This is a genomic window from Saprospiraceae bacterium, assembly GCA_026129545.1.
Classification (GTDB): Bacteria; Bacteroidota; Bacteroidia; order Chitinophagales; family Saprospiraceae; genus M3007.
In genome coordinates, this window is sequence record JAHCHX010000004.1 from 30,472 (window position 1) to 44,206 (window position 13,735).

General features: G+C 53.4%; 13 protein-coding genes. 11 read left to right on the forward strand and 2 right to left on the reverse strand.

All coding sequences use genetic code 11. The features are described 5' to 3' along the window. Positions 1-42: 42 nt before the first annotated feature. The 11 genes from KIS77_20295 to KIS77_20345 all read left to right on the forward strand — a co-directional run bounded on the left by KIS77_20295 (position 43) and on the right by KIS77_20345 (position 10,064). A complete protein-coding gene (locus tag KIS77_20295) occupies positions 43-1,008 on the forward strand; it encodes a hypothetical protein (GenBank protein MCW5924671.1) in 966 nt (321 codons plus the stop codon). Between the two features lie 65 nt (positions 1,009-1,073). Continuing rightward, positions 1,074-1,922 carry a pantoate--beta-alanine ligase gene (panC, locus tag KIS77_20300; protein ID MCW5924672.1) on the forward strand — a complete coding sequence of 283 codons (849 nt, stop codon included), beginning with the start codon at positions 1,074-1,076 and terminating at the stop codon, positions 1,920-1,922. A 136-nt stretch (positions 1,923-2,058) separates the two neighbouring features. After that, positions 2,059-4,308 (forward strand): gliding motility-associated C-terminal domain-containing protein, encoded by a 2,250-nt coding sequence (locus KIS77_20305; GenBank protein MCW5924673.1) that lies wholly within the window; start codon positions 2,059-2,061, stop codon positions 4,306-4,308. 70 nt (positions 4,309-4,378) lie between these two features. After that, positions 4,379-5,521 (forward strand): N-acetyl-alpha-D-glucosaminyl L-malate synthase BshA, encoded by a 1,143-nt coding sequence (bshA, locus tag KIS77_20310; protein MCW5924674.1) that lies wholly within the window; start codon positions 4,379-4,381, stop codon positions 5,519-5,521. A 32-nt stretch (positions 5,522-5,553) separates the two neighbouring features. Continuing rightward, positions 5,554-5,934, forward strand: coding sequence for a hypothetical protein (locus KIS77_20315; GenBank protein ID MCW5924675.1), 381 nt, complete (start codon positions 5,554-5,556; stop codon positions 5,932-5,934). Between the two features lie 280 nt (positions 5,935-6,214). Continuing rightward, positions 6,215-7,198, forward strand: a complete 984-nt coding sequence (locus tag KIS77_20320; protein ID MCW5924676.1) for an SH3 domain-containing protein — start codon at positions 6,215-6,217, stop codon at positions 7,196-7,198. 6 nt (positions 7,199-7,204) lie between these two features. Next, positions 7,205-7,906 carry an alpha/beta fold hydrolase gene (locus tag KIS77_20325; GenBank protein ID MCW5924677.1) on the forward strand — a complete coding sequence of 234 codons (702 nt, stop codon included), beginning with the start codon at positions 7,205-7,207 and terminating at the stop codon, positions 7,904-7,906. Between the two features lie 157 nt (positions 7,907-8,063). Then, positions 8,064-8,360, forward strand: a complete 297-nt coding sequence (locus KIS77_20330; protein MCW5924678.1) for a hypothetical protein — start codon at positions 8,064-8,066, stop codon at positions 8,358-8,360. 114 nt (positions 8,361-8,474) lie between these two features. After that, complete coding sequence (locus KIS77_20335; protein MCW5924679.1) at positions 8,475-9,047, forward strand: sigma-70 family RNA polymerase sigma factor; 573 nt, start codon at positions 8,475-8,477, stop codon at positions 9,045-9,047. 32 nt (positions 9,048-9,079) lie between these two features. After that, positions 9,080-9,598, forward strand: a complete 519-nt coding sequence (locus tag KIS77_20340) for a hypothetical protein (protein ID MCW5924680.1) — start codon at positions 9,080-9,082, stop codon at positions 9,596-9,598. Between the two features lie 4 nt (positions 9,599-9,602). Further along, the gene (locus KIS77_20345) at positions 9,603-10,064 is read left to right on the forward strand and encodes an energy transducer TonB (protein ID MCW5924681.1); all 462 of its coding nucleotides are present in this window, start codon (positions 9,603-9,605) and stop codon (positions 10,062-10,064) included. Between the two features lie 317 nt (positions 10,065-10,381). On the opposite strand, the gene KIS77_20350 is transcribed toward KIS77_20345, so the two are convergent. Beyond that, entirely contained in the window at positions 10,382-11,653 is a 1,272-nt protein-coding gene (locus tag KIS77_20350) for a glucose-1-phosphate adenylyltransferase (protein ID MCW5924682.1), read from the reverse strand. Positions 11,654-11,837: 184 nt separating this feature from the next. After that, on the reverse strand, positions 11,838-13,640 hold the full coding sequence (locus KIS77_20355) for a glycogen synthase (GenBank protein MCW5924683.1): 1,803 nt from the start codon (positions 13,638-13,640) through the stop codon (positions 11,838-11,840). Between the last annotated feature and the right edge of the window lie 95 nt (positions 13,641-13,735).

Here is a 13,735-nt window from a genome sequence, read left to right on the forward strand (position 1 = left end):
TTTGTCCTCCATAACCGAATCATTCGACTACAACCCTGCAATATGTCGCTTTTAAAACGCCTACGCGCCACTTGGTATCCCGATGAGTATCACGGCTGGGGCCGCACCCGTCGCTACTTCGAGGGCTGGTATTTCAAGGTAGTCTCCCCCGACGAGCGTCATGCGTTGGCTCTCATTCCGGGTATTTCGATGGGCCAACACGGTGAGCGACACTCGTTCGTGCAGGTGATGGATGGCAAGGCTTGTCGGGCGCAATACCACCGCTTTTCAGCCGATGCCTTTCGACCTGCGGAGCGGGGGTTTGAGGTTTTTGTGGGAGAAAATTTGTTTTCCGCCCAAAAAGTCAAACTCGACTTGCCGGGCCTCGCGGGCGAAATTCGCTTTCAAAACCCTACTCCTTGGCCTAAAATGCTTGGCGCGCCGGGCATCATGGGTTGGTATTCCTTTGTGCCGTTCATGGAATGCTTTCACGGCATCGTCAGCCTACATCACTCGCTCGAGGGGAAATTGAAAATGGGGGATGAGGAAATAGACTTTGCAAACGGGAAGGGCTACATCGAAAAAGACTGGGGGCGCTCTTTCCCCCGCGCATACTTGTGGATGCAAACCAATCATTTTGACACACACGACCGAGCGTCGCTCATGGCATCGGTGGCACACATCCCGTGGTTGGGCAGCTATTTCATTGGTTTTATCAGCGGCTTTTGGCTTGACGGGCGATTGTTCCGATTCGCCACCTACACGGGCGCGCGCAAGCGGCTTGCCATCCGCGACGAACAAGTGGAGTTGATTTTCAAAAATCCCAAAACAGAACTGCGGCTGCTCGCCCAACAAGCGGCGGGCACGGCGCTCAAATCGCCCATAGCAGGGGAAATGACGGGAAAAATTCAGGAGAGCCTTCAGGCCGAGGTGCAAGTGGAACTGTTGGAAAATGGCCGCCGCATCTTTGAAGGCTCAGGCCGGAACGCGGGCCTCGAAGTGGCGGGCGAAACGGAACTGCTGGTGTAAAAGTTTGGCGACGCTATTCGGAGAAATGCCAATCTTCGCCCCACGAAACCAACTTTTCCCATTTCATGCTCATTTTCAAAGAAGTTGCAACCTTGCAGACTTGGCTGGACGCGGCTCGCGGCAAGGGGCGCGTCATCGGTTTTGCTCCCACCATGGGAGCCTTGCACGACGGCCACCTCGAGCTCATCCGCATGGCTAAGCGCGACGGCTGCCTTGCCGTTGCCAGCATTTTTGTCAATCCGACCCAATTCAACGACCCCAAGGATTTGGAAAAATATCCGCGTCTGCCAGAAAAAGACACGGCGCTGCTCATCAGCGCCGACTGCGACGCGCTTTTTATGCCGCCGGTGGCGGAGGTGTATCCTCCCGGCGTGGACTTGACCCTTGACTTGGACTTTGGGCATCTGGACAAGGTGATGGAGGGCGAGTTCCGCCCCGGTCATTTCAAAGGCATGGCGACGGTGGTGCATCGCCTGCTTGACATCGTGCGGCCACATCGGCTTTACATGGGGCAAAAAGATTTCCAGCAGCTCAGCATCGTGCGCGATATGATTCGTCAGTTGCGATTGCCCGTGCAACTGGTGATGTGCCCCACCGTTCGAGAGCCCGACGGGCTGGCCATGAGTAGCCGCAATATGCGCCTCACGCCCGCGATGCGTGCTGTCGCGCCAGTCATTTATCAGACCATGCGATGGGCACAAGCGGCGCTCCAGCAACAATCAGCCTCTGAGGTGCGGCATGAGGCCATGCGGCGGCTCGCGGCTGCTGGCCTGAAGCCCGAGTATTTCGATGTGGTGGATGGGGTTTCGCTGCTGCCAGTTCGTCAATGGTCGGACAGTGACTTTATCGTGGCCTGCGTGGCTGCTTTTGCGGGAGATGTGCGATTGATTGACAACCTTGTGCTGAAGGGTTAATGATTTATGCGCTACACCGAGGCGACGCACTTTCGGCACAATAGACAGAGATATGTGACACGCAATCGGGTGACGAAGCGTTGACCATAAAAAGGCCCCATTCGATCTCTACATCTGTTGGTGAAAAAATATCGCCATGTGCTACCGCCAGCTTATCACACTTTTTTGGCTTTTTGTTGCGGCGAGAGCAATGTTCTGCCAGTCGTTTCAGAAAGAGTATATGCCGGCTAATGGGGGATTTGTCATACCATACAACGCGGCGCAACGTCCTGACGGCAGGTTTCTCATTTCACATTCGGTCAATAGCGATTCGACTCGATTGTATGTCACTTGTCTGGAGCCGAACGGTGCGGTGGCGTGGAGCGTTGGCCTGCGTGCCCATCCCGATATTTCAGGCGACGAGGGGCTTGTAGAGGCTCCTATTGTGGCTACCACCGACAACGGGTGCATTGTGATGGCGAGCAAATCGTATCAGTCGCAAGTGATGCAGCAGGGATGGGCCTTGGTAAAATTGGCCCCTGATGGTTCCGTGCAATGGAATAGGCAGATGGCTGGGGTAGGGCTGCTCGACGATTTTTTGGAACATTCGGAAGGGTACACTTTTGTGGCAGCACGATACCCGCCGACGCTCAATCGTCGTTATTTGGCTTTGCTTAATAACGACGGCATCGCTCTGTGGGAAAAAGATTTGTCAACCTCCCTGAGCACAATAGCGGTGTCCAAAATGCAAATGTTGCCCGGTCGGCGCATTCTTTTGATGCTTGTGACCGGAAACGCCACTCAGTCGGTTGGCCATCTGCTTGGAGTAAGCGAATCTGGCCAAATTTCCGATTTCCTGTCTTTGCCTGACTTTACTTTTCTCGGTGCTTGCGAACATCCTGACGGGCGTTTGTTTTTTTTGGGCAAAACGACGAACCGGCTGTTGTTGGGGGCGCTGCAAGCAGGGGGATTGGAATGGATAAAGACATTAGAGGTGCCGACGGACTCTTATTCAAATGGCGCATTGATTTTGGATGGTGCGCAAACCCATCTCATTGTCTCTTTTCAGGGAGCCGAATTGCCTGACCAGCGCGTGTTCATGAGTTTTGATTTGAACGGCCAATTCTCCAATGGTTTTTTCGTGCCGTCGAAAGAGGGCGTTGCAAATAGGCTAATTCCCACGACGGACAATGCGCTGGCGTGGGTTTCATTCAGTAAGCGCAATCCGCTGCGTGCTTTCGTATTTGCCAAAACTTCTTTCGACAGTTTGTTGGCCGATTGCCCCATTGGTTTGATGTGTCCGATAGGCACTCGCGATACTTTGTTGAATCCGTTGACTCCGCCAACTTGGAAGACTCAAGATGTTTCCAGAATCGTCGGGCGTTCGGCCAATAGATATGCTCAGTCCATAAATGTTAGTGATTATTGTGCCGATTTGCCTGTTTTCAACGCACAGTTGTTCGCATCGGACACGCTTGCTTGCGTGGGCGACACGATTCGATTTCGCCGCGATAGTTTAGCGCAAGGCTATTCGAGTTGGGTTTTTCAGAAAGGCACCCCCAGTGTCTTTTCGGGAGGGCATCCACCCGGCGTGATATTTCTCGATAGTGGAGATTGGGAAGTGCGGCACATATTTGAACAGATGGGGTGCCGCGATACTGCCTGGTTCAATATCCATATCAAACCAAAGCCACAAATCGGACTGCCACCCGATACCGCTATCTGTGTCGGCACTGCTATTGATATCCGTGTTGGCGGAGCGCCGGACTGGCAATATGCTTGGAGCGATGGAGTCGAGGGAGATGTGCGGGAAGTGATGTATCCGGGCAGTTATAGCGTCACGGTCACCAATGGCGGCGGCTGCACGGATGAGGGTAAGGTGCAAGTATCGGCCATAGATTTTCCCCAGCCTCCGCTGCCGTCTGACACCCTGTTGTGCGAGAAGCAGTCAGTGCTTATTGACCTTGTGGCACCGTTAGGGTGGCAGTATGCTTGGGCTGATGGATTTCAGGGGCTGGGGCGCCTTTTTTCCGAAAAGGGGGTTTATGTTTTATTGGCTGAATCGCCTGAGGGGTGCCAATTGGCTGACTCAATACAAGTGGACGTAGCACCATGCGCAGAGTGCTTTGTCTATTTCCCAAATGTGATAAAACCCGAGTTGGGAGATGCAAACGGGATGTTTGGCCTCCAAACGGGCTGTAACGTGTCAGCATACTCAATCCGAATTTACGACCGATGGGGCGGGCTGATTTTTGAGGGCAATCAGCCTCAACAAAGTTGGAACGGGACATACAGGGGAAAACTGGTCCCGCCCGGTGTCTATGTGTTTCATGCGGCGTTTGTGTTGGAAAATGGGGGCGAGGCGAAGCGGTTTTCAAAAAGTGGTTCTGTAGCCGTCGTCCGATAAGCGAACGGCAACAAAGCGCCTGTCTGATTGTTTTGCCACCTGTTTTTTATTGAGCAATAAACAGCAGAAAATGAAGATAGGTATCGTCTGTTACCCTACTTATGGCGGCTCCGGCGTGGTTGCCACAGAATTGGGTCTTGGTCTTGCCCGGCGGGGGCATGAAATTCATTTCATCACTTACAGGCGGCCTGTCCGGCTGGCGCATTTTGATGCCAATGTGTTTTATCACGAGGTGGATAGCGAGGACTACCCCTTGTTTGAATACCCGCCTTACGACACGGCGCTGGCTTCCAAAATCGTGGACGTGGTGCAATACTCCAACCTTGACATCCTACACGTCCATTATGCGATTCCGCACGCGGCAGTGGCATACATGGCTAAAAAAATCTTGCTCACGCAGGGGCGCTATCTTCCAGTGGTGACGACGCTTCATGGCACGGACATCACGCTTGTGGGCAACAACCGCGCATTCGCGCCAGTCGTCGAATTCAGCATCAACAAAAGCGACGGCGTCACGGCGGTCTCTCAAAACTTGAAGGACGACACCCTGCGGCTTTTCGATATTCAACGCGATATTCGAGTGGTCTATAACTTTATTGATTTTGAAAGATTTAGAAAAACCAACAAAGAGCATTTCAAAAAAATCATCGCGCCTGAAGGTGAGCGCATTCTGGCACACACGTCGAACTTCCGCAAGGTGAAACGAGTGGAAGACGTAGTGCTAATCTTCAAACAAGTCCACGAAAAAGTGCCCTCCAAACTGCTGATGATTGGCGACGGGCCGGAGCGCCAAAATGTGGAACGCCTGGCCCGCGACTTGGGCCTCTCCAAGGAAGTGCGTTTTCTCGGCAAGCAGGACGCTATAGAAGAGCTGCTCGCCATCTGCGACCTCTTTCTCATCCCGTCTGAAAATGAGAGCTTTGGCTTGGCGGCCTTGGAGGCCATGGCCTGCGAGGTACCCGTCATCTCCTCCAACAGCGGCGGCCTCCCGGAAGTGAATATACACGGCGTGACCGGCTTCATGAGCTGCCCCGGCCATGTGGATGAAATGGCCCAATATGCCATACAACTGCTCGAAGATGAAGATATGCTGCAAAAATTTCGCGCCAATGCGCTTGCTCAAGCCAAGCGATTCGACATCGAAAACATTCTGCCGCACTATGAAGCTTACTACGAGGAAGTGCTGGATAGAAGCGCCGCAAAAGTGGAGTGACGCGAGTGGCGCGTGATGCCTACATTTGCCGCATGGATTCCTCAGTTTTTTTCAAATGGCTTGCATTGGTGACGGCTGGCACGGCAGCCGCACTATCTGCGTTGCATTTTGGCTTGCCCGAAGCGCAGGCGCACTGGAAATTTGCGGTCGCCTCCGTCCTGCTTTTTACCCTTGTATGCCTCGGACTTTTTTTTGCTGGCAAAAATGCCGTGCAAAGCAAGAGCAGAGCGGCATTCATCAATCTCGTGTCAGGCTCCGTGTTCGGCAAAATGGTGCTGGCGCTCATCTTTCTGTTTGTTTACCAACGTGCGGCAAAACCCGAAAACGAATGGTTTGTGGGCATTTTCTTGCTTTGTTATGTGGTTTACACGGGGTTTGAGGTGTGGTTCATGACCCGCTTGGCCAAGGCTTGACACTATTTGAGCCTGAAAATTTTTGCCTCTCAATCACTTACTACTGTCAAACGCGCCAGCCCGTATCGCACTGGCCCAAGAAACTGGTGGTTCATCGGTGAACGAAATTTTCACTATCCTTGCACTTCCTCGAGGTCGCGCATCGTTCAGTTTTGGAGCCTTGCGTGGAGGCTCTTTATCATTCACAATCGTAATTACCTTAGGCAGGGGCAGCGCCTCGGAATATGTCTTGGGGCGCTGCCCCTGCCCAATGTAGTTACTCACAATCAAAAAAAGGCCGATGGTTACAAGAAATGGATTTACCCTAATGACCATTGATGAGTTCGAGCAATGGATGGCTGCTCGCCAAGTGACCCGCACAGTGCTGACATTGCAGCAACACCACACCTTCTCGCCGAGTTATGCCAATTTCACGGGGAGCAATCATTTCTCTTTGCTGGTGGGCATGAAAAACTATCATGTCAATTACAACGGTTGGGCAGATATAGGCCAACATTTCACCACTTTTCCCGATGGCATGATTGCCACTGGCCGCAGCCTCGAACTGTCGCCTGCTTGCATCAAAGGGCGCAATGCCAACGCTATCTGTGTGGAAAACGTGGGCTATTTCGATGCTGGCAAGGACAACATGACCGCAGCACACCGGGATGTCATCGTGCGTTCGGCAGCCGCTATCGTCAAGCGTTTTGGGCTGCCCGTCAACACGGACAGAATCGTGTATCACCACTGGTTCGACCTCAACACGGGCGCGCGCACCAACGGCAACAGCGGCTCCGTGAAATCATGCCCGGGCACAGCCTTTTTTGGAGGCAACAAAGTAGCGCACGCGCAGGCTAACTTCCTGCCGCTCGTGACGAGGGCCTTGGGCGGTCATTTTGGGGGGCAATTGACGGGGGTGCTCAAATTTGGCTACGTCACCGCTCAAAGCCTAAACATCCGTACTGGCCCCGGCACGCAGTTTTCGAGGGTGGGGGCCACTTCGCTGGGCGCTATTTTGCGGATTTATCGAGTGCAAAACGGTTGGTATAAAATCGCCAAAAACCGCGAGGAATGGGTGGCGGGCAATTTCGTCACCGATGTGCAAATGGCCGAAGTGGCCAACGCCGATAGGCTCAATGTCCGCTCGGGGCCGGGTACCAATTTTTCCATCGTCGGCACCTATTTGCGGGGCGAGGTGGTCTTCATTTTTGAACAAAAAGGCACTTGGTCCAAAATCGGCCTCGATGAGCGTTGGGTGTCGCGCAATTTTTTGAAAATATTCTGACGCTTGATGGAAACGCCACTCATTTTGTTGCATGGCGCAATAGGCAGCGCCGCACAGTTCGACGCGCTGCGCCCTCATTTGGGTTCGGAGCGCCCAGTTTTTGCCTTGAGTTTTCCCGGTCATGGTGGCTCTTCAGCCGATGAACCCTTTTCCATGTCGCGTTTTTCCGACTTTGTTTTGCGTTTTTTGGAAAAAGAAAAGGTAGTGCGAGCGGATTTTTTCGGCTACAGCATGGGCGGCTATGTGGCGCTGTATTTGGCTTGGCAACACCCCGAGCGTGTGCGCCGTGTTTTCACGCTCGGCACCAAATTCGATTGGACGCCCGAAACGGCTGCCCGCGAGTCAGCGATGCTCAATGCCGAGAAAATAGCGGAAAAAGTGCCCGCTTTCGCACAAATGTTGGCTGCTCGTCATGCCCCTGCCGATTGGAAAGAGGTGCTGCGCCGCACGGCGGATATGCTCCGCGATTTGGGAGCAGGGCAGGGGCTTCCGGCGGAGGCATTTGCACGCATCGGCTGTCCGGTCACGATTGGCCTTGGCGAATTGGACAACATGGTGACACTTGAGGAGAGCCGTGCGGTGGCTTCCGCTTTGCCTCGCGGGAGTTTGGAAATTTTGACAGCTTGCAAGCATCCTATGGAGCAGGTAGATGTCGTACTTTTAGCGGAGCGATTATGTAAATACTTTGAGTTAAACGTAAAAACTTAGCGAGTCCCCCTCTACCCGCCAAAAGGCGGGAGGGGGTGGGGCGGATACGAGCGGCTAAGTTTTTTGCGTCTCAACAAAAGTATACCTCGCGCCTTTCGTTGCATTGGCCTTTGATGTTTACATCCTGTCGGAAGATTTCAAGGTAAAAAGGATAGGTTTGTTCATAAGAAAAAGAGAAAAACTTGAAGTAAATGCCTGTGAGGATGAGTTGAAGTGGGAGAAATGGGTGTCTAGCAATAGAGAACCGTTAGCTGCACTAGCCTCTTTGGTACTTTCTATGATTGCATTTATAGCTTCAGCTTTCATCCTTTGGTGTAGAGAGGAGACGGATTTTGCCACTTTTGTTATGTGGTTGTTCCTCGCCGTTTTCTGCTTGGGCATCGTTTATGTCTTTTACAAAAATCTACGCATGAGGCTGATGGCAGAACTGGCAAAAGAAAATCAAGAAGCTTAAAGATGACAAATTAACATCTCCAATATGGCCATGTAACCTTTTCAGCCTCCCTGCTGTCTCGTGCAGCGACACAGAACATGAAAGCAGCGAGGCGGGAAAGCCGCCGGGAAGGATATGTCCGCGACTCTATCAGACGAAACCCTAGTTCAGCAGGCTCAGGCCGGGCAGCAAAGCGCATTTGCGATGTTGGTGAAACGCTATGAGAAATATGCGTTCACGCTGGCATTGCGTTTTGTCAAAAATCGGGAGGACGCGCACGAAGTGGCGCAAGATAGTTTTCTGCGAGCCTTTCGTTATCTGCCCGATTTTCGAGGCGATGCAAAGTTCTCGACGTGGCTTTACAAAATTGTTTATTCGACCTCTTTGAATTTTTTAAGAAAACAAAACCCTGACGTTCAATCGCTTGACGACGAAAAACGCCCGGTTCATCTGAAAGACGAAGGCGCTCCCGATGTGTCGGCATCCTTGGAACGCCAAGACCGAAACGTCTCGCTTCAAAAGGCGATTGGCCTTTTGTCGCCCGACGACGCGGGCATCATCACGCTGTTTTATATGTACGAACACAGCCTCGACGAAATCTGCGATATGATGGGCCTCACGATGACCAATGCAAAAACCAAACTTTGCCGCGCTCGGCAACGTTTGAAAGTGATTTTGGAAGACAAATTTGCGCACGAGATTGCCTAACCCTGTCTTGAAAGGGATAAAAAACTCGAACAATGGAAAATAATTTGATGCTCTCCGACGACCTTCTGTGGGACTACGCCGATGGATTCCTGACGGCGGAGGAAAAGGCCCGCGTGGAGGCTGCTTTGACCAACCACCCGGAATGGCGCGAACGGTTGGAGGCGGTATTGGCCGAAAAACGCGCTTTCCACGCCCTGCCTTTGGAAAAGCCCAAGCCCGGCTTCTCCGACCGGGTGATGGCCGCATGGGCAACCGAGTCCCACTCGGCTTACGTCGCCACGGCAAAAGGAAAAGACTGGGTGGTGTACCTCGTCTCGACGGTGCTGGGGCTGTTCATTTGCGTGGCGTTTGTGGTGGCGGGCATGCAGGCTGGGCCAAAGACGTTGCCCTCGGGCTTGGAAGTGCCCAAAGTGCCGGAGCTCCAATGGGAACAGGTGGTGGGCAATGTAGCCGTTCAATACGGAGCCTACCTGATGCTGGCTGTGTTGATGCTCAAACTCGTGGAGCGGTATTTGCAGCAACGCCGCGCGCTGGACAGACTGAAAGCATAAAGGCATGGAAAAAGACAAGAAGAAACCGCTATTCATTCATCAACCCGAATACAAAGGCGGGCCGAAGGCGCTCACCCAATTCATTTACGCTCAGCTTCGTTACCCTGCGGCGGCCTTGGAGGCTGGTGTGGAAGGCATGGTGTTGGTGGATTACGACATTGACTACAAGGGAAATGTGGTGGCGACGAGGGTGCTGCAAGGCGTGGGGCATGGTTGCGACGAGGAAGCGTGTCGGGTGGTGCGCCTACTGAAATTCGACGTGCCAAAGAACCGGGGCGTCAGGGTGCTTTTTCACAAAAAAGCGCGCATACAATTTAAGAAGCCAGCCTCTGTCGCGCAGCCTGCCGCCCCAGACTCTCCCCCTGCCGCGCTTCAGGTAAGCTATTCGTTGACACCTGCCGAAACGCTTGCCGAAACGGTCGCGGAAAACAAAAAAGAAGTTTACTCTTACACGATTCAGTTCTGACAAGGTGACTCACGCCAAGTCCTCGAAGGCTTTTTCCGCGGAAATACGAATATCGGTGGCGGGGGAAATAGGCTTGTTGCGGTGGAGGGCTTTGGGTGAAGGGGACTGTCATTTTTTCGATTGGCAAGGCAAATATTGCAGTCGAAATCGGGCATATTCGGCGAAAAATTTAACGAAGCCAGTCGGAAAAAGGGCTTTCCATTCGCCAGAGCCCTCCACCGCAACAAGCCTATTTGATGTTCCTCGCCTTGTCTTGTTACTACTCTAATGAATGGGCGACAGGATGTTGAATTTTTGAGCCAAGAAAAGGGTCGTCGCTACATGATTCGCGTCCCTTCGGGTATCACCGCGCCTTTTTTCACCGCTACCACGCCATCGCGCACACAAAACTCGTCGGTCTCCATATCGGGCAGATGCGTGCCGCCTTTGATGACCACGTTGTTGCCGATGCGACAATCCTTGTCGAGTATGGCGTGCTCGATGTGGCAGTAGTGCCCGATGCCCATTGGGATTTCGTCGGTGTGGAGGGCTATCTCTTCCAGCGTTTGGTAGCTATCGTTGCCCATCACGATGGTGTCTTTGATGACCGTGTTTTCGCCCAGACGCGAGCGCAGGCCAATGATGGAGCCTTCAATCAGTCGCGCATGGATGATGGAGCCTTCCGCGATGAGCGCCCGATTGAGTTGTGTGCCGCCATAGAATTTGGCAGGTGGCAACATCCTGCCGCGCGTATAGACTTGGCGGTTGGAGTCGAAGAGGTTGAACGACGGGATGTGGTCGGTGAGCTCTATGTTGGCCTCATAGAAGGAGCGGATGGTACCAATATCGGTCCAATACCCCTCGTATTGATAGGCAGCGACTTTGCGGCCTTCGTGGATGGCTGCCGGGATGATTTCCTTGCCAAAGTCCGTTGCTTCGGGATGTTGGTCGAACAAGTCGCTGATGGCTTTCCGATTGAAGATGTAGATGCCCATGGAGGCGAGGTAGTTGCGCCCACGCTTTTTGTTGAGTGGGCCGACCTCGCTGACCCAGTTGGGCAGCTCGTCGGTGTTGGGTTTTTCTATGAAGCGAGGGATGTACCCGTTTTCGTTCACTTTCATAATGCCAAACCCCGTGGCATCGCGGGCATCCACGGGCAAGCAGGCGATGGTGATGTCGGCACCTTTTTCGATGTGATGTTTGGCCATTGCCTCAAAGTCCATTTGGTAGAGCTGGTCGCCGGAGAGGATGAGCACATAGTCGAAGTCTTGCCGCTCGTAGTGTTTTCGGCTTTGGCGCACGGCATCGGCGGTGCCTTGAAACCACTCCTTGCTGCCTGGTGTCTGTTCGGCAGCCAGAATATCCACAAAGCCGCGTGTGAAAATATCGAAATTGTAGGAGTTTTTGATGTGGGCGTTGAGGGACGCGGAGTTGTATTGCGTGAGCACGAACATCCTTTTCACGCCGGAATTGATGCAGTTGGAAATCGGGATGTCAATGAGGCGGTACTTGCCGCCTATCGGCACGGCGGGTTTGGAGCGTTGTTCGGTCAGCGGGAAAAGGCGGCTTCCTGCGCCGCCGCCAAGGATGAGGCAAATCATTTTAATCATGGTGGGTGGTTTGTTGTTTGCTGTTTCGTTTACAAATCGTACTTGTTGTCAAAGCCTTGTTGAACACTCCGTTTGCGAAGTTTTATTGAGGCAGCCGCAAATTCGCAAAGGCTCTAAGAATTTGATTGTTAAATCTTTGTGCCTTAGTGATTTTGTAGCAAAATGTAAATATGATGTCTTGCCCTTACTTTTTCTTCACTACTGGCTTGCTCGTTGTTTTGGCGGCAGCGGGTGGTTTTTCTTCGGATTTTGGGGGCTTTTCCATTTTGTTCTTGGGAGGCTTTGGAGGCGATTTTTTGGCCGCGGGTTTTTGGGTGGTTTTTGTGGGAGCGGCGATGCCCTCTTCGTGGTTTGTCACCGCCTGTTTGGGAGGCTTGGCTGATTTTGGGGTTGGGGCGGATTTGGGAGTGGTTGGCTTGGCCTTTGCCTCATGTTTGGCCGGGTCTTCTGCGGGAATAGGTTTTGCCGCTTTGGCCGCTGGCTTTGCGGGCGCTTCTTCTTTTTGGGGCAAAGGCGGCACCGATTCGGGAGCTACGCCGGCACCTATGCGCTGATACACCGACACATATTTTTCGATGGTTTTTTCCCATGAAAAATCAACCGACATGATTTTTTGGCGCAAGTAGGCGACGATGCCCGGCTCGTTGTGCCACATCGCAATGGCGCGATAAATGGCATGGGAGGCATCTTCCACGCTGAATTGGTCGAAGCGGATGCCGCGTCCTTTGCCGTCTGGCTCGCCGATGTCCGGCACTGTGTCCTTCAGGCCGCCCACGCTGCGCACGATGGGGATGGTGCCATAGCGCATGGAGTACATCTGGTTGAGGCCGCAAGGCTCCACGCGAGAGGGCATGATGAGGAAATCCGAGCCGGCGTAGATTTGATGAGAGAGCGCCTCGTTGTAGTCAATCACGGCATTGAAACGACCGGGATACTGGTGCGCCATGGCGCGGAATTGGTTTTGCGTCCAAGGCTCGCCCGTGCCCAGCACGAGATAGCAGGCCCGCAGCCCGCTGTGGATGGAGCGCCGATAGGTGTCGGGCAGCAAATCCACGCCTTTTTCGCCCACAAGCCGCCCGATGAAGCTGATAAGGGGCAAATCTTCGGGGAATCCGAACCACTCGCAAAGCACCCGTTTGTTTTTCGATTTGAAGGCGGCGATGTTGTCGTTTTCCATGCGATGGTGTATCATCGGGTCGGTGGCGGGGTCCCACACATGGGCATCAATGCCATTGACGATGCCCCACTGCTTGCGCCACTCGTCGCGGAACAGTTGCTCCAGCCCGAGGCTGCTGCTGTGCAGCTCGTAGAGATAACTTTCCGACACGGTGGTGACGGCCCACGCCGTTTTGATGGCGGCGGCCATTGGGTTCACGATGCCATTCCAGTCCAAAATGCCGCGAGCGCCTGCTTCGTAAGGGGGCAGCAAGTCGCCATTGTTCCAGCTAAAGGCACCTTGATATTGCCCGTTGTGTATCGTGAAAACGGTCGGGATGGGCGCGAGCTGCTGGTAATTGGGGCAGTATTTCACCATCCAAGGGATGAGCGCGGTGTGGTGGTCGTGGCAATGCAGCACGCGCGGGCGCTCTTGCCACGGAAACGACATGAGCCAATCCAGCACTGTCTGCTGGAAGGTGATGTAGCGTTCCACCTCGTCGCCGTAAGGAGCGCCGGAAGGGTCGTTGTAAATGCCGGGGCGGTCGTACAGTCCCGGAATGTCCACCACGAAAAAGGGGAACCCGAGCGTGTTGCCTTTTTCCTGCTGCACGGTGAAGCGCCGCTCTCGCCAATTGACCCAGACGGAGCCGCTATACACCGTGACCCATTCCCGGCTGTGTATCCATTTCAGGGCGTACTTGGGGATAATGGCTGCGGAAAGCATGCCCGCTTGGGTAAAATACTTGGGCAAAGAACCGACCACGTCGGCCAAGCCGCCTGTTTTGGCGGCGGGGTAACATTCGGCGGAGATGTGCAGGACTTGTATCATTTTGCTGCTTTTGACGAAGAGTTCTTAATGTGCTAATGGAAGAATCACGCAAAAGCAGGATTCTCCAAGAGCGCGTTTCAAATTGTCTCGGAGAG